Source organism: Microbacterium sp. 8M, assembly GCF_902506375.1.
In the GTDB taxonomy this organism is placed as follows: Bacteria; Actinomycetota; Actinomycetes; order Actinomycetales; family Microbacteriaceae; genus Microbacterium.
The window spans coordinates 2173685-2193069 of record NZ_LR733284.1 but is presented as its reverse complement, the minus strand read 5'-3'; the positions used below and the strand labels follow the sequence as shown (position 1 = coordinate 2193069).

At 65.7% G+C, this 19385-nt stretch carries 26 protein-coding genes; 10 read left to right on the top strand and 16 right to left on the bottom strand.

Annotated features, from left to right (window positions below):
• Positions 1–6 precede the first annotated feature (6 nt).
• Together AERO9AM_RS10460 and AERO9AM_RS10455 are read left to right on the top strand one after the other, a co-directional pair.
• Positions 7–384 carry a hypothetical protein gene (locus AERO9AM_RS10460; RefSeq protein WP_159576080.1) on the top strand — a complete coding sequence of 126 codons (378 nt, stop codon included), beginning with the start codon at positions 7–9 and terminating at the stop codon, positions 382–384.
• Between the two features lie 445 nt (positions 385–829).
• Positions 830–1633 (top strand): SDH family Clp fold serine proteinase, encoded by an 804-nt coding sequence (locus AERO9AM_RS10455; protein ID WP_201298620.1) that lies wholly within the window; start codon positions 830–832, stop codon positions 1631–1633.
• 59 nt (positions 1634–1692) lie between these two features.
• Here AERO9AM_RS10455 and AERO9AM_RS10450 read toward each other — a convergent pair whose 3' ends face one another.
• The 3 genes from AERO9AM_RS10450 to AERO9AM_RS10440 form a co-directional block, all read right to left on the bottom strand.
• The gene (locus tag AERO9AM_RS10450; RefSeq protein WP_159576079.1) at positions 1693–1968 is read right to left on the bottom strand and encodes a hypothetical protein; all 276 of its coding nucleotides are present in this window, start codon (positions 1966–1968) and stop codon (positions 1693–1695) included.
• Between the two features lie 9 nt (positions 1969–1977).
• Positions 1978–2670: an SOS response-associated peptidase gene (locus tag AERO9AM_RS10445; RefSeq protein ID WP_159576078.1), complete on the bottom strand. Its 693-nt coding sequence runs from the start codon at positions 2668–2670 to the stop codon at positions 1978–1980.
• Positions 2671–2869: 199 nt separating this feature from the next.
• A complete protein-coding gene (locus AERO9AM_RS10440) occupies positions 2870–3772 on the bottom strand; it encodes a helix-turn-helix transcriptional regulator (protein ID WP_159576077.1) in 903 nt (300 codons plus the stop codon).
• 454 nt (positions 3773–4226) lie between these two features.
• On the opposite strand from AERO9AM_RS10440, the gene AERO9AM_RS10435 reads away from it, so the two are divergent.
• Positions 4227–4817: a hypothetical protein gene (locus tag AERO9AM_RS10435; RefSeq protein WP_159576076.1), complete on the top strand. Its 591-nt coding sequence runs from the start codon at positions 4227–4229 to the stop codon at positions 4815–4817.
• 219 nt (positions 4818–5036) lie between these two features.
• Here the strand turns inward: AERO9AM_RS10435 and AERO9AM_RS10430 are convergent, their stop codons facing one another.
• The gene (locus AERO9AM_RS10430; RefSeq protein ID WP_159576075.1) at positions 5037–5330 is read right to left on the bottom strand and encodes a hypothetical protein; all 294 of its coding nucleotides are present in this window, start codon (positions 5328–5330) and stop codon (positions 5037–5039) included.
• A gap of 5 nt (positions 5331–5335) precedes the next feature.
• The gene (locus AERO9AM_RS10425; RefSeq protein WP_159576074.1) at positions 5336–5614 is read right to left on the bottom strand and encodes a hypothetical protein; all 279 of its coding nucleotides are present in this window, start codon (positions 5612–5614) and stop codon (positions 5336–5338) included.
• Positions 5615–5985: 371 nt separating this feature from the next.
• Between AERO9AM_RS10425 and AERO9AM_RS10420 the strand changes: the two genes are divergently transcribed.
• The gene (locus AERO9AM_RS10420) at positions 5986–6411 is read left to right on the top strand and encodes a hypothetical protein (protein WP_159576073.1); all 426 of its coding nucleotides are present in this window, start codon (positions 5986–5988) and stop codon (positions 6409–6411) included.
• 10 nt (positions 6412–6421) lie between these two features.
• Here AERO9AM_RS10420 and AERO9AM_RS17635 read toward each other — a convergent pair whose 3' ends face one another.
• The 7 genes from AERO9AM_RS17635 to AERO9AM_RS10385 form a co-directional block, all read right to left on the bottom strand.
• On the bottom strand, positions 6422–6646 hold the full coding sequence (locus tag AERO9AM_RS17635) for a hypothetical protein (protein WP_159576072.1): 225 nt from the start codon (positions 6644–6646) through the stop codon (positions 6422–6424).
• Complete coding sequence (locus tag AERO9AM_RS10410; protein WP_159576071.1) at positions 6627–7286, bottom strand: hypothetical protein; 660 nt, start codon at positions 7284–7286, stop codon at positions 6627–6629. The genes AERO9AM_RS17635 and AERO9AM_RS10410 overlap by 20 nt, the downstream gene beginning before the upstream one ends.
• A gap of 589 nt (positions 7287–7875) precedes the next feature.
• A complete protein-coding gene (locus AERO9AM_RS10405) occupies positions 7876–8232 on the bottom strand; it encodes a hypothetical protein (RefSeq protein WP_159576070.1) in 357 nt (118 codons plus the stop codon).
• A gap of 253 nt (positions 8233–8485) precedes the next feature.
• Positions 8486–8818, bottom strand: coding sequence for a hypothetical protein (locus AERO9AM_RS10400; RefSeq protein ID WP_159576069.1), 333 nt, complete (start codon positions 8816–8818; stop codon positions 8486–8488).
• On the bottom strand, positions 8815–9369 hold the full coding sequence (locus AERO9AM_RS10395) for a hypothetical protein (protein WP_159576068.1): 555 nt from the start codon (positions 9367–9369) through the stop codon (positions 8815–8817). Before AERO9AM_RS10395 ends, AERO9AM_RS10400 begins: the two co-directional genes overlap by 4 nt.
• 62 nt (positions 9370–9431) lie before the next feature.
• The gene (locus AERO9AM_RS10390; RefSeq protein WP_159576067.1) at positions 9432–9773 is read right to left on the bottom strand and encodes a hypothetical protein; all 342 of its coding nucleotides are present in this window, start codon (positions 9771–9773) and stop codon (positions 9432–9434) included.
• On the bottom strand, positions 9748–9957 hold the full coding sequence (locus AERO9AM_RS10385; protein WP_159576066.1) for a helix-turn-helix transcriptional regulator: 210 nt from the start codon (positions 9955–9957) through the stop codon (positions 9748–9750). Before AERO9AM_RS10385 ends, AERO9AM_RS10390 begins: the two co-directional genes overlap by 26 nt.
• A 267-nt stretch (positions 9958–10224) precedes the next feature.
• On the opposite strand from AERO9AM_RS10385, the gene AERO9AM_RS10380 reads away from it, so the two are divergent.
• The 3 genes from AERO9AM_RS10380 to AERO9AM_RS10370 are packed head-to-tail and all read left to right on the top strand — an operon-like array spanning position 10225 to position 12197.
• A complete protein-coding gene (locus AERO9AM_RS10380; RefSeq protein WP_159576065.1) occupies positions 10225–10854 on the top strand; it encodes a hypothetical protein in 630 nt (209 codons plus the stop codon).
• A complete protein-coding gene (locus AERO9AM_RS10375; RefSeq protein ID WP_159576064.1) occupies positions 10829–11914 on the top strand; it encodes a tyrosine-type recombinase/integrase in 1086 nt (361 codons plus the stop codon). The genes AERO9AM_RS10380 and AERO9AM_RS10375 overlap by 26 nt, the downstream gene beginning before the upstream one ends.
• Positions 11915–11927: 13 nt before the next feature.
• Positions 11928–12197 (top strand): hypothetical protein, encoded by a 270-nt coding sequence (locus AERO9AM_RS10370; protein WP_159576063.1) that lies wholly within the window; start codon positions 11928–11930, stop codon positions 12195–12197.
• A 50-nt stretch (positions 12198–12247) separates the two neighbouring features.
• Here AERO9AM_RS10370 and glnA read toward each other — a convergent pair whose 3' ends face one another.
• Positions 12248–13672 (bottom strand): type I glutamate--ammonia ligase, encoded by a 1425-nt coding sequence (gene glnA, locus AERO9AM_RS10365; RefSeq protein WP_159576062.1) that lies wholly within the window; start codon positions 13670–13672, stop codon positions 12248–12250.
• 158 nt (positions 13673–13830) lie between these two features.
• Between glnA and AERO9AM_RS10360 the strand changes: the two genes are divergently transcribed.
• The gene (locus tag AERO9AM_RS10360) at positions 13831–14259 is read left to right on the top strand and encodes an RDD family protein (protein ID WP_159576061.1); all 429 of its coding nucleotides are present in this window, start codon (positions 13831–13833) and stop codon (positions 14257–14259) included.
• 7 nt (positions 14260–14266) lie between these two features.
• Here AERO9AM_RS10360 and AERO9AM_RS10355 read toward each other — a convergent pair whose 3' ends face one another.
• On the bottom strand, positions 14267–14758 hold the full coding sequence (locus AERO9AM_RS10355; protein ID WP_159576060.1) for an ATP-dependent zinc protease family protein: 492 nt from the start codon (positions 14756–14758) through the stop codon (positions 14267–14269).
• Positions 14759–14775: 17 nt separating this feature from the next.
• On the opposite strand from AERO9AM_RS10355, the gene AERO9AM_RS10350 reads away from it, so the two are divergent.
• Positions 14776–15969, top strand: a complete 1194-nt coding sequence (locus tag AERO9AM_RS10350; protein WP_159576059.1) for a RimK family alpha-L-glutamate ligase — start codon at positions 14776–14778, stop codon at positions 15967–15969.
• Positions 15970–16039: 70 nt separating this feature from the next.
• Here AERO9AM_RS10350 and AERO9AM_RS10345 read toward each other — a convergent pair whose 3' ends face one another.
• Positions 16040–16750 (bottom strand): DUF4191 domain-containing protein, encoded by a 711-nt coding sequence (locus AERO9AM_RS10345; protein ID WP_159576058.1) that lies wholly within the window; start codon positions 16748–16750, stop codon positions 16040–16042.
• Between the two features lie 155 nt (positions 16751–16905).
• Here AERO9AM_RS10345 and AERO9AM_RS10340 point away from each other — a divergent pair, with 155 nt between their 5' ends.
• Positions 16906–18414, top strand: a complete 1509-nt coding sequence (locus AERO9AM_RS10340; protein ID WP_159576057.1) for a hypothetical protein — start codon at positions 16906–16908, stop codon at positions 18412–18414.
• Positions 18415–18425: 11 nt separating this feature from the next.
• Here AERO9AM_RS10340 and AERO9AM_RS10335 read toward each other — a convergent pair.
• A partial coding sequence (locus tag AERO9AM_RS10335; RefSeq protein WP_201298619.1) for a 2-oxo acid dehydrogenase subunit E2 occupies positions 18426–19385 on the bottom strand: 960 nt, incomplete at its 5' end.

Genomic DNA, 19385 nt, shown 5'->3' with positions numbered 1-19385 from the left:
AGCATCATGAACCGGATCTGGTTCCCGAATCAGCGGTGGATCCGCACGGCCGTGCAGGTCGTGCTCGCCGGCATAGCGCTGCTCGGCATCTTCGTAACGGTGGCCCCGCAGGTGCTCGCCGCGGTCGCCGACGTCCTCCCCGGGCCCGCGGTCGCGTGGCTGACCGCGCTGATCGCGACGCTCGCCGCGATCAGCGCCGCGATCTCCCGCGTGATGGCGATCCCCATCGTCGACCAGTGGCTTAGGAAGTTCGGCGCTGGGTCTGCCCCGGCCGGCGCGATCATCCACACCGACTTTGACGGCACCCCTGTCCCGATGACCCGACGCCAGTACCGCGCCATGCTCGACGGAGCGAAGATCGGCGAGAAGGGCGCCGCATGCTGAGCATCATCTGTCCAGAGCCGTCCCCCGTTTCGCAAACACGAGAAGCTGGCGCCAGTTGGAATGTCAGGCCCGCCTGACATTCTGTGTATGATGACCGCAATGGGTGGCGTGGGTGGGCTCGTCTGAGTCGTACCCATCCGGGACTGGAATGGAACGGTGATTGTGGTGTCTGCGACTCTTCACGATCGATCAACACGACTGACAGACGCGGAGATCCAGGAGACGTTCGATCTGCTCAATCAGGCGACCTTGCCCGCGACGGGCTATCAGTACTTCAGTAACTCTGGCGCTCCCGCGCGCGTCTTTGAGGTGAGCCGTACCAACCACACTGGCCCGCGTGAATAGTTGGCCTGACGTCCAGACCGCGATCCAGCAAAACGGTGGCCCCCACGATGTTGTGCGGCGGTCCTACCTGAAGGAGCTCGCGGACTACACCGGGCGGAACGTGATCATCTACTACTCGGGATGGCTCGAAAAGCAATCGCTCGTCGAGCAGGGGCTGCGTGGCGTTGACATCAACGACAGCGACAAGACCGGCTTCATGAGCACGATTCACAATCTGAAGCGTGACGACGGGCTCGACCTCATCCTGCACACACCGGGTGGCGACATCGCGGCGTGTGAGTCACTAGTTGAGTACTTGCGGACGATGTTCACTGACATCCGAGTGATCGTCCCGCAACTGGCCATGTCTTGCGGCACGATGATGGCGCTCGCCGCGAACGAAATCGTGATGGGTAAGCAGTCGAGTCTCGGACCGATCGATCCCCAACTCGGCGGAGTCCCGGCGCACGGGATTATTGAGGAGTTCGAGCGTGCTCGAGACGAGATCCGCAAGGATCCTGCATGCATTCCGCTTTGGCAGCCGATCATTGGTAAGTACAACCCAACGTTGATCGGCGTCGCTCAGAAGGCGATTGACTGGTCCAAGGACATGGTTCTTGTGTGGCTCCAGACGCGTATGTTCGCGGACCTCGGCGACGCGGAGCGTGAGCAACGTGCGAAGAAGATCGTAGAAGAGCTTGGAAGCCACGCGCTGACCCTGGCCCACAACCGGCACATCTCTCTAGCTAAGGCGAAGAGCCTCGGGATCAAGGTAACTGCTCTCGAGGACGATCAGAAGTTGCAGGACAGGGTCTTGGCGATCCATCACGCAGCTTCACAGACGCTGACGGAGACGGCAGCATTCAAGATCATCGAGAACCACCGCGGAGTTGCAGTAATCAACGTAGTAAACAACGTTCGCTGACCAGCAAACGAAACCGCCCCGCTTCTCTTCGGAGAGGCGGGGCGGTTTCGTCGTTGGCATCAGAGGCGGCGGACGGAGAGCAATTGGTAGCCCTCCGGCACCTTCGCCTGCAGCGCAGCCATGTCGTCGGCCTCGATCTCGGTCACGCCGTCACGCCGCGCGATCGTGCCCGCGGCCGTCATCGTGGTGTCCTTCTTCGCCATCGTCACCGGGGCGGAGATCGTCTCCCACCCGGCCGGCGTCTGAGCGCGGATCAGGTCCTGGATCTCGTCGAGTTCCTCGGCCTGGACGGTGATGGTGCGCGTCTCGCGCGGGCGGATCATTCCAATGAGCACCAGGACAGCCTAGGCCGCCGGCGCGATGACGGATGGGTCGTCGCGGTCGACGGTGCGGGAGTTGTTCACCTTCCGGTCGACGACGTACTGCTCGATCGTCGAGGCGACCGCCTGCGAGGATCCGTCGAGCAGGGCGAGCATGTCCTCGCGGCCGCCGCGGTCGAGCTTAACCGGTTCCAGCCATGCGTCCATGGCGTCGGGGGTGAGGAAGGCGGGCATTCGGTCGTGGACCTCGCCGCCGGCGTCACGTGCTTCTCTGGTGACGACGACGAAGCAGCGCGTCGGTTCGCCGTGCAGGTCCATCGACCAGGTGAGTCCGGCGGCGGCGAGGAGTCCGTCGCCGTGGAGGTAGTGCGGGATCTTCGCGCCCTTTTCGCCTGTCCACTCGAAGTAGCCGCGCATCGGGACGACGCAGCGCGCCGCGGTGAACGCGGGAGCCCAGAACCCGGTCGCGAGCTTCTCGACCCGGGCGTTGATGAGGGGCGCACCGGGGCGCATGTTCTTGGGCTTCTCCCAGTCCCATCGCACGAGTTCAAGGAATCGGCCGTCGCCGCGGTCGCGGACGATCGGCGCTGAGTCGGTGGGGGCGATCGAGTAGGAGCCGTGCCATTCCTTCCACCACTCCTGAGGGTCGCCGCCATGCGCGACGAACTCCTGGATCAGTTCGTCCGTCTTGGCGTTCATCGCGAATCGTCCGCACATGCCCGACACCCTACGCCGAGCCGCCCGGTCGGGCACCCCGGTATCTCGCGGTGATGTCCGCGACCCACCGTGATCGGTCCTCACGTGCGACGGGTTCGTTCGCTCCGCCGCCGGGGAACATTGACCGGATCTCCGGGTGGCGTGCGCTCTCGACAGCGGCGCGGAGCGTGGTCGAGAGCCGAGGAGGACGCCGACGTGCCTAGTTGGGCTGTGTGTCGGCTTGGCTTGCGACGGCCCGCGCATACTGGCGGACCGAGGTGAAGCCGGAGCGCTCGACGGCCTGTTTGAGGGTAAGGATCTGTGGGGCGAGCCGGTCGAACTCGGCGAGACGTCGTTCCTGGATCTGTCGCCGGGGCGTGGTCCCGAACGTTCTAAAGGCACGGTGCACGTGTCGCACGGTGCTGGAGAGTTCGCGGGCGAGCTGGTTGACGTCGAAGGCGGGGTCTCTGAAGTGCGTCTCGATGACGGTCTGCGCGGCGGTGAAGAGGTCGTCGCGGTGCAGGGCATCGGCCGAGTTGCGGAGCGTCCCGGCTTCTTGCAGGGCTCCGGCGATCAGGTGCTCCAGAGCGTGTCCGATGTGCGCACTCGCGGGTCCTGTGTCGGATTGGGTGAGCGTCGCGTTGGTGAGGGCCATGATGCCCTGCATGGTCCCGTTGTTGATCGCGACGGGCTCGTGGAATCGGAACCGGTGCTGTCGCGGGTTCAGGAACGTCGGCGTCAGGTGCCAGACGAAGCGGGCGGTCGCCGCGCGCGTGCGCGCAGAGGTGGGCGCGTCTCCGTCGAGGAGGACCAATTGCCCGGCCTCAGTCGTGACGGTCTTGCTGTCGACGGTGAAGTCGAAACCGCCTTCCACCGTGTGCACGAGGTAGATCCGTCTCGGCGCGTGGGAGAGGTCGTAAGTCGCTTTCGCTGACCACGCCCGCCCTACCCCGTAACCGGGCTGCTGAGCCACCTTCGCGACGAGTGTCGGATCGATCTCACCCGTCGGCGTCCACCCGAAGTCATCACACTGCTCTGCTGCTTCGTCCCCCATCTTGAGTGCATGGCGACGTCGTTGCTCGTCACGCTCATGCTGCGCCTTACGGCTCAACTCAGTGGCCACCCACGAACCTTTCGAGGATCTAGCGGTAGAAGAAGAATGCGTACACGGCCAGTATGACGCCGGCAACAACAAACACGCCCGCAGCGATGCGTAAAATCCGTGTTAACAGCGGGCTCGGCCCCTCATAGTAGCGGCGGCTGCGCCGAGCACGGCGACGCCGCCGGCCCTCACGCAGCCGTTGACTCACGGATACACGCCGAGCAGTCATGCAAGTCCTCTTGTCGTCGGGAGCGATCACATGCTCCCGCCCGACGACCGCGCAGTGCTGATGTCAGCGGGCACGACGAGCACGCCCGCAGAACGCTACGGGGACTCCGAAGGCCGGCCTCGACCCGCGCAGAAATTGACCGAGAACGTGCCAGTTTCTGCGCGACTCGCGACCCGTGCCCGGTCACATGCCAAGGTTTTGCGCGAGACACGACGGGCAGTGCCCGCTAGCAAGGGGAGAGCAGACATGAGTAACCAACTAAGAAGCACGGCCGGATCAACGGGCACGACACCTCGCGTCGGGGGAACCAAGCACATCGACCGCCGAACCCTCGTCAAGGGCGCGGCATGGAGCGTCCCGGTGATCGCCGCTGCGGCGGCGACACCTCTCGCGTCCGCATCGGTCACCCTCAACTTTGACCTGGTGTACGTGTCAGGACCGACGGCGAACACCACTCAGGTGGCGCGGGGTCAGACGCCATGGGCGGATCTGATCTTCCAGAGCGCCGGGCCCGATCCGGCACCCAGCGTGCAGATCACGGTCAGCGTTCCCTCGGTCAACAACGACCCGACGGCCACGCTCGCGCTTCCCAACAACGGCGCATCCGCTGGCTGGACACTGGTGAACACGTTCCAGCAGGGGGGCCGCGACTACTACACGTTCCTCATGGCCCCGGTCCCCGTCGGTCAGTATGACTTCCGGTGGGCGCACGTCGTCGCCGGCCCGGTCAACACGTCGTACGCCTTCGAGATGAACCTCGAAGTGACCGGCGGCGAGAGCAATACGAGCAACAACGGCGGCGTGCATCAGTCGGGCCAGATCTTCGTCGTGGCCTGACACACAAGCCCCCCAATACATAGAGGCGTAGAGCCTGAAAGGTGCCTCTCTCCCGCGGGCTCTACCCTCCCCTTGCGCGCGGGAGAGAGGTTGAAGACTGAGGTGAGAGGGTGGGATTCCCAGACTCCACTCCTCTCGGCGGGGACCTCGCAACGGGGAGAACCCCGGGGAGGCGACCCCTCAGAGAGGGGTCGTCTCCCGTGGTGGTCTCCGCTCGTCCTACGGGATGCTGACGGCGTTGCGCCACACCAGCGGCGGAACGTCTTGTCGCGGATCCGGAAGGAGATCGCGGCGGCGTCCGCGGTGGTGCCGGTGGATCCAGTAGTCCACGCCCACAGGGATCGCGGCAAACCGCACCCACGTCTTCGCACGGATCGGTTTCGGGTAGGTCGTGAGCGGGGCGACGTCGAGCCGCAATTCCTTGTCAGAGAGGGTCTGCAGCGGGTTCTCGCGGGCGACCTTGAGCAGGAAGTGGTCCGCGGCCGCGTTTGCTTCGCGCTGGCTCGTCCCCATCGTGATCAGAACCCGATGCGCGCGACCGATGCGGATATCGATGCCTTCTCCGCGTCGGCATTGACGATCTCGTCTCGACACCAGTTCTCTGCGGCAAGGAGCCCATCGCACACGGTGAGGACATGCCGCTTCTTCGGATCCGGCGCCCACCATTCGACCCGATGCTTGACGTGCGTCTCGCCCGTCTCGCGCAGCACCAGCGGTCCCTCGACGATGAGAAATCGGGCCCGGTAGTGGTTGTCCACCACGAGCCACTGGGAGCGGGCGAGCTGGATCACGTGCACGCTCGCACTATAGCTCGATTCGAATATGTGTTCTAGGGTGTTAACCCATGAGCCTGCGAACAGTCGAACAGCCGGTGACGCTGTGGATGGTCAACGATGTACCCGCCCGAATGATCTTCGCCGGGAAGCGATGGCGCGTGACAGATACCCCCACTCGGATCCGGGATTCCCTGTGGTCCGTCCCGCTCGATGCTCTCCGGCCCCTGCACGGATGGCGCTTCCAGGGCACGAATGAAGACGGAGAATCGTACGTCTTCGACCTCTACAAGAGCGAGGACGGATGGCATGTGCACCACACGTACGCCTAGTGGCTAGCGGTCAGCGGCGCCAACCACACTGTGCGTGTCCGAGGCGACGCCTACGGTGTGGTTATGGGTTACACGATGAACGTGAGTAGCTCGCTTGAAGAAGCTATCCGCGCAATCGTGCGCGAGGAGTTGGATGGGCGCAGGTTTCCCATGGCGGCTAGATATGCGCTGCCGCCCAAGGCAATTGCGGCGGCTGTCCGAGCCGAGCTGGCACGACGCGACCTTCGGGCATCGGGGCTGGCGACTGTCCTTGGGATGAGCAAGCCGACCGTCTCTGGGCGGTTGAACGGCGCCTACGAGTTCACACATCATGAGCTCGAGCTGGTCGCGGAGTACATCGGGATCAGATTGCCGGACTTGCTCGAATCGGCACTCATGGGCGAGCGCTTTTCCCAGGCCGACCCAGCCGCCGACGTGATCTTCGAGGAAGACCCGGTCGACGACTGGGCTCAGCCACCGCGGGCCGGGAAGCGCAAGACGGCTTGGTGACGGTTCGCGATTAGACGCCGCTGCCCATACGCCTGATCCGCTGCTGGTGAACGGGATCGGCGGACATTCGATCACGCCACCAGGCGAGCAGGACGGACTCCTCTACGACAAGATGCCCGTCCTGCCATTCCATCGGCATGCCGTTGCGCCTCCAACGCTTGAGCGTCCGCACTGAGCGTCGCACCCGTCGAGCCGCTTGGCGGTATGTCAGCGCCTTATCCACGTGATGCACCATCCTCATCCTCGTCAGGGGCATAGGTGGCGCCGCAGACCCGACAAGACGCCTCTCCCGTCTCATCACTGACCCACGACACCACCACCGCTCGCTCGCCACAGACACTGCATGTCCGGGCATGCGCCGGACGCTCGATTGGGTCGAGCACGTAACGCGACTGCAGCTTCCGGATCAGCGAGAACAGGAACTCCTCGGCGTCGTTCATCCGCAGCTCGGCGATGTCCACCACGCGATCAATAAGCCACGAGACGATCGCGAATCCGGCTGTGTATGCGAGTTCGCTGTTCATCCAGGATGGAAGACCGCGCACGCTCTCATCGATCGCCCACGTGGCTCCGACAGCGGCCGGAGCGGGATCCTGAAGACGCTCTGCGACCTCCCCGGTGTACTCCACCAGTGCGGCCCACAGATCGTCGGCATCGTCCACCGGCGTTTCCCTCAGGGGTGATGGGGCTACACCTCCGCCACCGGAAACACGTTCCGAGCCTGTCCGAGCGGCGTGCACGCCGCCGCGTGCGCCGCGAAGAACCTCGAGGAGCATCGGCACCTGGTCGAGATGCTGTTCGAACCGCTGAGTCCAACGAGAGGCAGAAGGAATGGTGTATGCGAGCGCGGGTGGTTCGGTTGCGGTGAGCTTCATCCGGCCACCACCTTCAGATCAGGACGACCAGGCACCGCGGTTTCCCATTCGATCGTCTCCGTAGAACCCCCTGCTGTATCAGCCCGTCCCGTCCCGTCCCGTCCCGTCCCGGCGTTCGCCGTGACATTCGTTGCGACTGTCGTTGTGACATTCGCTGAGACACATGTCTCTCCGCAGAGCGAGTGGTCGCCGGCCTTGTGGGCTCGTTCGCGCCGCTTCCTGTCGCGGTCACGCTCTCGCTTCTTGGCGACCCACTCGGGCGGAACGTGCTCCGCGATCCCGAGAATGCGATACGCGCCTCCTTCGACGCGGATGAGGTTCGCCGTCGCCAACTCGGCCAGGCACCGGGCTGGATCGGGAACGTCAGAGCAGCGTCGGGCGTCGATGTTGCGAACCAGCCCGTCATGGCGCTCGTTCCGACTGCAGAACTGAATCATGGCCAGGTAGTGCCACCGGGTTGCGAAATCGAGCTCCTCTAGTTGAGGTTTGTCAGTCCACGTGTCATCGAGTCGTGTCCATGTCATGTTTCACCTCCAAGATGAAGGCCCGCACCCCTGGACTTGGAGTGCGGGCCTCGAGGGCTTCGAGGTCAGCTGTCGGCTTCGACTACCGGCTCTGCAGGCGACGCCTGTCCGGAGGGCGAATCAGGCTGATCTTCTGCTCTGAGTAGCCCGCGGCTGAGGTACCACTGCCTGAGCTCGGTTTCGAAGTCATGCGTTTTGTCGGCCCAGGCGTTGAACAGATACGCCACGATGGCATCCGCCAGGTCGCCAGCAGGCGCCTCAAAGGGCTGGTCGCGGTTGATTGTGTACTCATAACAGAGGATCAGGATCTGCCGCAGGTCTTCGATGATCGACTCAGGATCGGGCATGTTCTGACCTTCAGAAGGGAGTAGGGCGGCCATCATTTCGTACTTCTTGTCGGGGTTGTAGGTGGGAAGAGTCATCGCTTCCTTCGTTTCGTCAGGTCGACTCCGAGGAAGTCGAGGATTCGGTCTTCGTCGGTAACCGGGGGAGTGGCGTGCCTTGGCGCCGCGCGCCTCGGCGTTCGTTCGGCTTGCTCCTCGATGCGTGCATCGATGTACGGAATGAGTAGCTCGAACACCCAGGCTGGGGCCTCGGAGCGCAGCAGCTTCAGACTGTTGTAGGCACGCGCCTTGGCCAGGGCAGGCGGTGCATGGAATGGCGATGGCGAGCGCATCAACTGTCGCTCCCGATTCGCTGATCCCGCATCCGCACTATCGCGACCTCGACGGCGAACTTAGGGTCGGCCATGAGTGCGTTGCGGAAGTTCTCGTAGTCACGCTTGAGACCGCGGAGCATGTCGGTAACTCCGTCGAATTCGGTCACGTCCTCGGGGTGGTTGATCCACCACTCGGACCAGTCCGGCATCCAGTTGGCGATCGGCCGCCCTTCCATGTCGACCGAGAGGAGCATGCCGTGGCCGAGATCACGGGTGTGATGGCTCGGGTCTACTCTGTGCTCGAGGGCGTCGGTCTGACACCAGTCGAAACGGCACCTGCCAGCGCTCATTGCCCAATCACCTCCGGGTCGATGACGGTGTCCGCCGTGATGCCCGCCAGCCACAACGCGGCACTGGTCGCATCCCCTTCGAAGACGATGTCGTTCATGGGACTCACGAGCTTCACCAGATCTCCGCGGACCGACACTCGCATGTGCTCACGCCGGGCTGCATTGCGAATCCTCGCGAGGCATCTGCCGAGCTGCGCCTTGGTCGGCGTGCTCCTCTTCGCCTTCACGACCACAGCACGCTTTCCATCGCTGAGCGCTACTACAAACTCGCCGCGGCGGATCCATACGAACGGGCCCTCGGCATACACGCCAAGCGCGTAGTCATCGTCGTCACCCACGTACCGCTGCTCGACTACCCAACTACTGCGCCAACCTGTGCCTCTGCCGTAACAGCACAAGAACTCGCTCACCAGCACGCAATGGCGCGGGTTCATGCCCTTCTTGCTTGGCACGATGTGCGCTTCGTATCCACGGCTACGCCAATGGTTGCGCTCGTCGACAAAGACACGTTCACGCTTCGCAGTCAGAGCCGCGAGCTCCTGATCGATCACCGCCAGTCTGTCTTGACACGTCTGCGGTTCACCACTTGCCTCTGCTAAAGTCGTTGGCATAGTCAGTTCTCTTTCCTGTCGATTGGGTTCTGGTTCTCGCCCCGGGCCGCTGCAACGGCTAACGGGGCGTTCCTCTTGTGGGCGCGGATGCGGTTCCCCCTCCGCGTCGGGGCGAACGTCACGTGCTTCTGGATCAGGTCGAGCAGCAACGCCGAGTTGATGACGAAGATGGGCGCGCTATCGGCATAGATCGTCACGTCGCGGCCCGTGAGTAACTGCACCACGCGGTCGCCAGTTGGGTCCGCATACGGGAGAAGTCCCGAATCCTCCGCCGGCACCGCCCGGCCTACGGCATCGGGCGCGCGAGTTGACGACGCTTCATCCCGCTTCTGCGAACGCGGCATCGATGTACTCCTCAATGTCGGACTCGCGGAACACAATGCGTCCGGCGATCTTTGCGTGCTTAGGCGCCGTGCCGGACTGGATCATCCAATACAGTTGCGCCGGCGAGCGCCGGAGGCGGGCCGCCGCCTCCGCAACGAAGAGCAGGGATGATGGTGTGGACGTCGGACCATCGGTCGCGGTCATGAAGACTCCTTCGTGTGATCGTTCGGAAGAGTTTCCCCCGAAAGTGTTCGAAATCACCATAACTCTCGGTGTGACAGATTGCAACTCCTTTCGGAACAGATCGCCGCCTGTAGTATGGGGAATGTGAATACTCCGGCCAAGTACTCCCTGGAACCGCTCGATGGAGATGGGTGGGAGGTTCGGCGAACTAAGCAGATCGTTCGGGAAGTCCTGCGGCGCAAGGAGTCTCGGAAACTCACGACTGAGCAGCTGGCTGAACGATGCTCCGTGTTCATGGGTGAGGTGGGGTCTGTCAAGAAGGCGACGCTCAATGGCCTGTTCGCAGGCAAGCGGAAGACGCTATCCATTACTGAACTCGCGATGCTCGCTGATGCTCTGCATGTTTCGATGTGGGACCTGATCTACCCAGTCGGGGAAGAGATTGAGGTACGTCCCGGCCACTTCGCTAGCGCGGCCGATGCGCTAGCGAATGACGCGTTGGTGACGCTTCCCGGCGGTCGCGAGACGACGTGGTCGAGGGTTCCCGGACGGATCGTCGAGACTGCCGAGGTTGTCATGGCCGGGGAATCGCTCAACAACCACGTGACGCGCGCAATCGCTCATGCCCGAGCCGGTGTCGGTCAGGATAACCATTTGGCCTCGGCTGCCTACGAAGCCTTTGAGCTACGAACCAGGCTCGGAACCTACGAGAAGTTCTATGGGGACGCTCCCACACTGCCGGAGAGCGTCCGCCGAGTTCTCGCGATGTCATTCAACCGCAACGAAGTAGCTCAGGGGGGCGAAGCGGCCCGAGCGTTCGAACTTCAGCTACTCACCCTCGAGGACCTTTTCGTGGGCGTTTCGATCGGTTCCTACCAACTGGGTCGCGGCAATGGCAAGCATCAAGCAGAGGCCTGATGGCGTCTGGCGGGCGCGCTACCGCGACGACGCAGGCAAAGAGCACGCAAGGCACTTCAAGACCAAGCGAGAAGGCTCTGCATGGCTTGTGGAGCAGGCCTCCTCCGTCGCACAGGGTACACATGTTGCGCCTCAACGCGCCCGCACAACACTTGGCGAGTGGGCTGACGCCTGGATTAGTGGCTATGAACGCAATCGGCTCTCGACTGTTCGGCAGGCGAGGACGCATCTCGCCGTAATCAAGGCGGACTTAGGTCACCGTCCGCTCCGAGCGGTTAGGCCGTCCGAGGTGCAGGCGTGGGTCGTGAGTCTGGCTAGCCGTGGTTACGCCACGTCGTACGTCTACGCCCTGCACTCGCGGCTTTCGCAGCTGTTCACTGACGCGATGCACGATGGGCTTGTAGCAAAGAATCCATGCTCTCGTCGGACGTCTCCGCGAGGCGCGAAGCAGCGTCCGTATGTTGCCACGACTGACCAGGTCTGGGCGCTACACGACTCCCTCCCGGACCACTTCAAGCCGGTAGTCCTTCTTGGAGCGTTCGCCGGCCTCAGGGTGGCTGAAATCGCGGCACTACGCGTAGACGATGTCGACTTCATGCGTGGCATCATCACTCCAGCGATCCAATACCCGGCCGAGCCGCTGAAAACAGACGAATCGAAGAACCCGATACCGATTCCCAAGGAACTCGCGGTGATGCTGAATGCAAACCGGGTCGCATGGGGGAGTAGCACCATCGTCGTCGGTGCCTTCGGCCGGCCAGTCGCGCCGTACACGATCGAAGCCGCATGGCGAGTGGCTCGCGCCAGGGTAGAGGGGCTTCCCGACGACTTCAGAATCCACGACCTCCGCCACTACTTCGCGAGCTTGCTAATTTCGAGCGGTTTGGACATCAAAACCGTGCAGGCACGCCTACGCCACGCCTCGGCAAAGACCACCCTCGACACGTACGGGCACTTGTGGCCGGACAGGGATGAGTCGTCACGGTCTGCGGTCCAAGCCGTCCTGGCCGAGAGACACGAACGGCGATCCCGGAGGGACGGTTCTTATGGCGAGCATTGATCAGAGACTCGAATTGGCACTGCTCACGTTCGAACGTGCCGCGGATCGAACAGGTATCGCGCTCGCCACCATGAAAGCCATGCGGTCCTCCAGTATTAGCGACGCGCGGAAGATCATGATGCTCTCCGGCGAGACGGAGGAGCTCCGAGAGTTGGTGATTGACCTCGACGAGGCGGTCGCTTCGCTCACCGACGTCCGCAGCCGCTTTATGGAACTCGAGCGCGCGTTGATGCAAGCACGAAAGAACCCGCCCCAGCCGGGTGAGGCTGAGGCGGGTTCTTGAGATTTTGCGGACTGCCTGCGGACTAACCCCAAGACTCCCGCGGAGTCTCCTTACACGCCGTAGTAGAGCTCGTACTCGTACGGGTGGGGACGCTGCGCGATCGGCAGGATCTCCTTCTCGTACTTGTAGTCGATCCAGGTCTGGATGAGCTCTTCGGTGAACACGCCGCCCTCGAGGAGGAAGTCGTGGTCGGCGCGGAGCGCCTCGAGGGAGTCCAGCAGGGAGTTCGGCACCTGCGGGATGCCCTTGGCCTCCTCCGGCGGGAGCTCGTAGAGGTCCTTGTCGACCGGCTCGTGCGGCTCGATGCGGTTCTTGATGCCGTCCAGGCCGGCCATCAGCTGCGCGGCGAAGGCGAGGTAGGGGTTGCCGGAGGCGTCGGGCGCGCGGAACTCGATGCGCTTGGCCTTCGGGTTGGAACCCGTGATCGGGATGCGGATCGCCGCGGAGCGGTTGCCGGCCGAGTACACCAGGTTGACCGGCGCCTCGAAGCCCTTGACCAGACGGTGGTAGCTGTTCAGCGTGGGGTTGGTGAAGGCGAGCACAGCCGGAGCGTGCTTGAGGATGCCGCCGATGTACCAGCGCGCGATGTCGCTGAGGCCGCCGTAACCCTGCTCGTCGTAGAACAGCGGCTTGCCGTCGTTCCACAGCGACTGGTGGGTGTGCATGCCGGATCCGTTGTCGCCGAACAGCGGCTTCGGCATGAACGTGGCGGTCTTGCCCCACAGCTCAGCGGTGTTCTTGACGATGTACTTGAACTTCAGGATGTCATCGGCCGCGTGCACCATCGTGTCGAAGCGGTAGTTGATCTCCTGCTGACCGGCGGTGCCGACCTCGTGGTGCGAGCGCTCGAGGATGAGGCCCGACTCGATGAGCTTGAGGGTGATGTCGTCGCGCAGGTCGGCGGTCTTGTCCACGGGGGAGACGGGGAAGTAGCCGCCCTTGTACGGGGTCTTGTTGGCGAGGTTGCCGCCCTCCTCCTCGCGACCGGTGTTCCACGCGGCCTCCTCGGAGTCGACCTTGTAGAAGCTCTCGCCGGCGGTGACCGAGTAGCGGACGTCGTCGAAGATGTAGAACTCGGCCTCGGGGGCGAAGTAGGCCGTATCGGCGATGCCGGTCGACGCGAGGTACTTCTCTGCGTTCTTGGCGACCTGACGCGGGTCCTTCGTGTAGATCTCGCCGGTGCGGGGGTTGTAGATGTCGAACACCATGACCAGCGTGCTCGCCTCGCGGAACGGGTCCACGTACGCCGTGGTCACGTCCGGGATGAGCTGCATGTCGGACTCGTGGATCGACGCGAACCCGCGGATCGACGAGCCGTCGAAGAGCTGACCGTTGACGAAGAAGTCCTCGTCCACCGTCGATGCCGGGATGTTGAAGTGCTGCTGCACGCCCGGCAGGTCGGTGAAGCGGATGTCGAGGAACTTGACGTCGTTTTCGCGGATGTACGCGAGCACGTCGGCGGGGGTGGTGAACATGCATCAACTCCTGGAGGAACGGGTGCGGTCGAGCGACCTGCAAGCAGGTTACGGGCGGGGGATGACGCGATCATGTCTGGAATGTTTCCGGCGTGTTACGCGTCGGAGCGGCTGCCGGGTGTCCGATCGGCCCTGTGCGGCTCGCCTAGGCTGGAGGGATGCCCGACACCGCGCAGAGCTATCCCGGCGAACGACTCGGCCTGCCCAGGACCGGATCCGGCAGCATCGGACGCCTGGGCCGGCGGGTCGCCGCTCTGGTGATCGACTATGCCGCGGCGACGATCATCGCGACGGCGTTCTTCGGCTTCCGGCAGTTCGACCTGCCGAAGGAGGCGGGGCTGACCCAGTTCGCCCCGATGATCGTGTTCGCCGTGCTGCAGATCCTGTTCATCCCGACCATCGGCGGCAGCCCGGGACACCGCATCGTCGGGCTGCGACTGGTCATGATGAACGGCGGCTGGGTCGGGCTGTGGCGGCCCATCGTGCGCACGGTGCTGCTGATCCTCGTGATCCCGGCGGTCATCTTCGACGTGGATCACCGGGGGCTGCACGACAAGGCCGTCGGGACCGTGCTCATCCGCGCCTGAGCGCGGGTCAGATCGCGACGTGGCCGCGGTTGAGCCGGCGGAACGCCTTCGGCGCCTTGCCGCCCAGGAACGACCGTGCCGGATCGATCGTGAACCCCTGCCGCAGCGCCTCCCGGCCGATGAGCATGCGGAAGCCCATCTCGCTGCGGTTGCTCAGCGTCACCTCCGCGGTGACGCGACGGCCGACGAGCACGAGGTCGAGCAGCACCACGAGACGGCTCTGCGCGTGCCCGGAGGACGAGCGCACGTCGCGGCGGTCGAACACCGGCAGCTCCACGGGGATGAGCTCGTGCGCGCCCTGCCACGGCCGCACGTCGAAGCGCACCCAGGGTGCGCCGTCCCGGTCGAACTCCCGGATGTGCTGCGCGTGCAGCGAGGAGCTGCGGGCCCCGGTGTCGATCTTTGCCTTGATCCAGGGGATCCCGACGTCGGGGAGGGACACCCACTCCCGCCACCCGATAAGGGTGCTTGAATGAGTAGGTTCGTCCACAACACACATCCTGGCAGGAAATCACCGTGAAGCTCGCCGTGCTCTCGCGCGCCCCGCAGTCGTACTCGACCCAGCGCCTCCGTGCCGCCGCGACGCAGCGCGGCCACCAGGTCAAGGTGCTGAACACGCTGCGGTTCGCGATCGACCTCACCTCGGAGGAGCCGGACCTGCACTACCGCGGCCGCCGGCTGAGCGACTACGACGCAATCCTGCCGCGCATCGGCAACTCGATCACGTACTTCGGCACCGCCGTGGTGCGCCAGTTCGAGCAGATGGACGTCTACACGCCGAACACCGCGAACGGGATCTCGAGCGCGCGCGACAAGCTGCGGGCGAACCAGATCCTCTCCCGGCACAACATCGCCATGCCGCCGACCGCCTTCGTGCGCAACCGTGCCGACGTGCGCCCGGCGATCGAGCGCGTCGGCGGAGCGCCCGTGGTCATCAAGCTGCTGGAGGGCACCCAGGGGATCGGCGTGATCCTCGCCCCGCAGGTGAAGGTCGCCGAGGCGATCATCGAGACCCTGCACTCCACCAAGCAGAACGTGCTCATCCAGAAGTTCATCTCCGAGAGCCGAGGCCGCGACATCCGCGCCCTCGTGGTGGGCGACCGGGTCGTGGCGGCGATGCGTCGCGTCGCGAACGGCGACGAGTTCCGCTCCAACGTGCACCGCGGCGGGACGGTCGAGGCTGTGCACCTCGACCCCGTCTACGAGCAGACGGCCGTTCGCGCGGCGCAGATCATGGGCCTGCGCGTGGCGGGCGTCGACATGCTCGAGGGCGAGGACGGTCCTCTCGTCATGGAGGTGAACTCCTCGCCGGGCCTGCAGGGAATCGAGGCCGCCACCGGTCTCGACGTCGCCGGCGCGATCATCGACTTCATCGCGAATCAGGTGAACTTCCCCGAGATCGACGTGCGCCAGCGGCTCAGCGTGTCGACCGGCTACGGAGTGGCCGAGCTCGTCATCCACGCGGGCGCCGAGCAGGTCGGCAAGCAGCTCGGCGAGCTGGGACTGTGGGACCGGGACATCACCGTGCTCACGTTGCACCGCGGCGTGACCGTGATCCCCAATCCGCGAAAGCACGTGGTGCTCGAGGACGAGGACCGGCTGCTCTGCTTCGGCAAGCTCGACGAGATGCGCTCGATGATCCCGGAGCGCCGCCGCCGCAGGGCGAAGGTGCGCAAGCTCCCGAAGGAGCACATGCCCGACGTCAACTGACCGGGATCCCCGGAGACGACGAAGCGCCCGGCACCGCGGAGGCGGCGGCCGGGCGCTTCGTCGTCGAGGCTCAGCGCGGGCGCGGAGCGCGCGCCTTGAGCGGGTCGATGCCCTTCGGGATCGGGAGGGAGGCGACCGACTGCGACACCGACTCCATGCGCTTGATCACGGCGGCCATCGTGGCGTTGTCGATGGCCTTCGGGAGCTTCTTGATCGTCTTGGCGAGCTTGTCGATGGAGACGTCCTCCTCGCCGTGCCCGACGTAGAGGACGGTCACGGGCACGCCCTGCGCCACGCGCAGCGCCTTGGTCTTCTCATCCTTGACGAGGCGGGTGAGGCGGCCCCGAGCGCCCTCGGCGACGACCACGATGCCGCCGCGGCCGATCGCTCGGTAGACCGCGTCCTGCGTCTTGGGGTTCACGCCGACGGGGATCTCGGATCCCTGCCAGTTGCGTCCCAGCGCCGTGCTGAGCACGTGCCCGGCGGCGCCCGGCATGCCGTCGATCTTGCGGTACATCGCGGTCGTCGAGAGGCGCGTCATGAGGAACATGGCGCCGAGGACGCCGGCGAGCAGACCCGTGATGCCCCAGAGCACGACGCTCCAGATCTGGAACGGCGGAATGAGGTAGCCGACGATCACGCCGAGGAGGGCGCCGCCGACGAGGATCGCGATCTGCGCCCAGGGCAGCCACGGGTAGATCTCCCGGGTGAAGCGGAAGAGCGAGCGCAGCTGGGAGAAGAATCCGGGCTGCTTCTCCGTCGCGGAAGGACTTTTTGCCATGCCTTCCAGCCTACCGATTCCGCGGGGACGTGATGGTGTCGGAGTCGACGCGCTGGGCGAACAGATCCCCCTGCACAGCACGGCGGATTCCGTGATTGTGCACCGGTCGCGGATGCCGACGTCCGCAGCGCGTCGCGCAGGACTGGGATGGGGTCATGACCGAACGCGCCAGGAGGATCGCGGTGGCGGGTGCGCACCGCACGATCCGCGTGTTGTCGGACGGCGAAGGCCCGTTCCCGGGCGAGCTCGTCTCGCGTGGGGATGCGGTGGCCGTCCGGGTTCCGACGGCCGCGCTGCGCGGCTGGGCCGGCTGGATGTTCGCCGGCTGCGAGCACGTCGCCGCCCCGCTCGACCTCGCACTGGGCATGGACGGCCATGACGTGCTGCTGCCCTGGTGCGTGCGCACCGTCGGCGCCCATCTCGCCGGTGGCGGGGACGCGGGCATGACGCGCGGAGAGGTCGTCACCCTCGCGGTCAGCATGCTGCGCGGCGTGCGAGAGCTCGACCCGGAGGGCGTCGCTCCAGAGGCGCCCCGAGCGGACGACCAGGCGGAGCGTGAGGAGCTGCGGGGTCGATGGTGGCTGACCGATGAGGGGCGCCCCGTATTCGCGGTCCCTGCGTCGTCGACCGGCGACGACACGGCGTGCGCGAGTGCGCAGCAGCTGCTGCGCGAGCTGGAGAGTCGAGCGGAGGATCGTGCACTGCGACGCCTCCTGCTGCGTCTCGCGGATGCGCTGGACGACCCGCGTCGGCTCCGGGCGGAGGCGGCGCGCTGGGAGGACGAGCTGCTGGAGGTCGCTGCTCCGCGGCCGTTGCGTCTGCGCGAGGACGAGGACGGGGATCCCGCGGTCGCCATCGACCGACCGGTGCCGTCACGACGGGAGCAGGCGCTGCGACGCCGGGATCTGAGGGCCGTCGCTGCGGCGGGCGGGCGCCGCGGGCGGCAGATGAAGGGCGGTGCGGCGAGGACCGGCAGCACGTCGCCGTGGCGTCCGACCGTGCTGCGTCAGGCGGCCACCGCTGCGCGGGAGGCCGTGCTCGCGCGGCTCGGGCGGCTGGCGGGGCGATCGTCCTCTCTCCGATCGGGGCAGACCCCGGCGCATGGCGGTCGACGGCGATGGGCCGGTCCGGCGGCCGTGGCGCTGGCGGCGGCGACGGTGATCGCGGTCGGCGGTGCGCTCTGGCCCACGGGTGCGGGGAGCGTGGATGCCGTCGGTCGTGCCGCCAAGGCACGGCCCTCGGCGACACCGAGCACGGCGGGCGCGACGACCGCGTCTGCCGGCACAGCAGCGCCCCTGCATGCCCCAACGCCGGTGAGCCCGGGACCCACCGCCACGGCGGCGGCTCGGGACCCCGGTCCCTCCGCCCAGCAGGATCCGGCTCGCGCCGGAGAGGAACTGATCGCCGCCGCGCTCCGTTGCCGAGCCGCAGCCGTTCCGGCCTGCGGTGAGCTGTGGGACGGCGGTCGTGCCGCGGCCAAGGAGCTGCGTGACGGTGACGCGACCGCAGTCCTGATCGAGGACTACGGCGACGTCGCCGCGCTGCGCAGCGGCTCCGGGTCTCAGGCTCAGATGGTCGTGATCATCCGCCGAGACGCCGAATGGCGGATCCGCGATGTGTATGACATCGCGGATCCGCCATCCGAGGGGGCCGGAGCCCCGTGAATCCGTGCGGATCAGACCCCGAGCTGAGCGGCGAAGTCCGCAGCCTCGAGGCGCGCCTTCACCGACGACAGGAAGCGGGCCGCGTCGGCGCCGTCGATGGTGCGGTGATCGTACGACAGCGCGAGGTAGACGTACGAGCGGACGGAGATGGCCTGCTGGCCGTCGATCGTGACCACGCCGGGGCGCTTCACGACCACGCCGGTGCCGAGGATCGCGGACTGCGGCAGGAACACCACGGGGGTGTCGAACAGGGCGCCGCGCGAACCGGTGTTGGTCAGCGTGAACGTCCCGCCCGCGAGCTCGTCCGGCTTCAGCTTGTTGTCACGGGTGCGTGCCGCGAGGTCGGCGATCTCGTGGGCGATCTGGGCGATGTTCTTCGAGCCCGCGTCGCGCAGCACCGGGGTGAGCAGGCCGCGCTCGGTGTCCACCGCGATGGAGATGTTCTCCGAGGCGGGGTAGACGATGTCCGTGCCGTCGACCGTGGCGTTGACGATCGGGAACTCCTGCAGCGCCTCGGCCGCAGCCAGGGCGAAGAACGGCAGGAACGAGAGCTTGTCGCCGGTCTTCTGCTGGAACGAGCCCTTGACCTCGTCGCGGTACGCGGCGAGCTTGGTGACGTCGACCTCGACCACGGTGGTGAGCTGCGCGGTCTGCTGCATCGACGCGACGGCCCGCTCGGCGAGCACCTTGCGCAGACGCGACATCGGCTGCGTGGTGCCGCGCAGCGGCGAGATCACGCGCTCCTTCGGAGCAGCCGCGGCGGGAGCGGCAGCGGCGGCGGGGGCAGCCGGAGCGGCCGCAGCGTTCAGCACGTCCTCCTTGCGGATCCGTCCGCCGACGCCCGTGCCGGTGACGGACGCCAGGTCGACGCCCTTCTCAGCGGCGAGACGACGCACGAGCGGCGTGACGTACAGCGAGTCGGATCCGGTGTCGGCGGAGGCCGGAGCCGGCGCGGCGGCGGGGGCGGGAAC

Excerpts from the sequence above, each read along its gene's own strand:
- AERO9AM_RS10460 (WP_159576080.1), top strand. The coding sequence starts at position 7 with ATGAACCGGATCTGGTTCCCGAATCAGCGGTGGATCCGCACGGCCGTG.
- AERO9AM_RS10445 (WP_159576078.1), bottom strand. The coding sequence starts at position 2,670 with ATGTGCGGACGATTCGCGATGAACGCCAAGACGGACGAACTGATCCAG.
- AERO9AM_RS10435 (WP_159576076.1), top strand. The coding sequence starts at position 4,227 with ATGAGTAACCAACTAAGAAGCACGGCCGGATCAACGGGCACGACACCT.
- AERO9AM_RS10430 (WP_159576075.1), bottom strand. The coding sequence starts at position 5,330 with ATGGGGACGAGCCAGCGCGAAGCAAACGCGGCCGCGGACCACTTCCTG.
- AERO9AM_RS10420 (WP_159576073.1), top strand. The coding sequence starts at position 5,986 with ATGGGTTACACGATGAACGTGAGTAGCTCGCTTGAAGAAGCTATCCGC.
- AERO9AM_RS17635 (WP_159576072.1), bottom strand. The coding sequence starts at position 6,646 with ATGGTGCATCACGTGGATAAGGCGCTGACATACCGCCAAGCGGCTCGA.
- AERO9AM_RS10410 (WP_159576071.1), bottom strand. The coding sequence starts at position 7,286 with ATGAAGCTCACCGCAACCGAACCACCCGCGCTCGCATACACCATTCCT.
- AERO9AM_RS10405 (WP_159576070.1), bottom strand. The coding sequence starts at position 8,232 with ATGACTCTTCCCACCTACAACCCCGACAAGAAGTACGAAATGATGGCC.
- AERO9AM_RS10400 (WP_159576069.1), bottom strand. The coding sequence starts at position 8,818 with ATGAGCGCTGGCAGGTGCCGTTTCGACTGGTGTCAGACCGACGCCCTC.
- AERO9AM_RS10390 (WP_159576067.1), bottom strand. The coding sequence starts at position 9,773 with ATGCCGCGTTCGCAGAAGCGGGATGAAGCGTCGTCAACTCGCGCGCCC.
- AERO9AM_RS10385 (WP_159576066.1), bottom strand. The coding sequence starts at position 9,957 with ATGACCGCGACCGATGGTCCGACGTCCACACCATCATCCCTGCTCTTC.
- AERO9AM_RS10375 (WP_159576064.1), top strand. The coding sequence starts at position 10,829 with ATGGCAAGCATCAAGCAGAGGCCTGATGGCGTCTGGCGGGCGCGCTAC.
- glnA (WP_159576062.1), bottom strand. The coding sequence starts at position 13,672 with ATGTTCACCACCCCCGCCGACGTGCTCGCGTACATCCGCGAAAACGAC.
- AERO9AM_RS10360 (WP_159576061.1), top strand. The coding sequence starts at position 13,831 with ATGCCCGACACCGCGCAGAGCTATCCCGGCGAACGACTCGGCCTGCCC.
- AERO9AM_RS10355 (WP_159576060.1), bottom strand. The coding sequence starts at position 14,758 with ATGTGTGTTGTGGACGAACCTACTCATTCAAGCACCCTTATCGGGTGG.
- AERO9AM_RS10345 (WP_159576058.1), bottom strand. The coding sequence starts at position 16,750 with ATGGCAAAAAGTCCTTCCGCGACGGAGAAGCAGCCCGGATTCTTCTCC.
- AERO9AM_RS10340 (WP_159576057.1), top strand. The coding sequence starts at position 16,906 with ATGACCGAACGCGCCAGGAGGATCGCGGTGGCGGGTGCGCACCGCACG.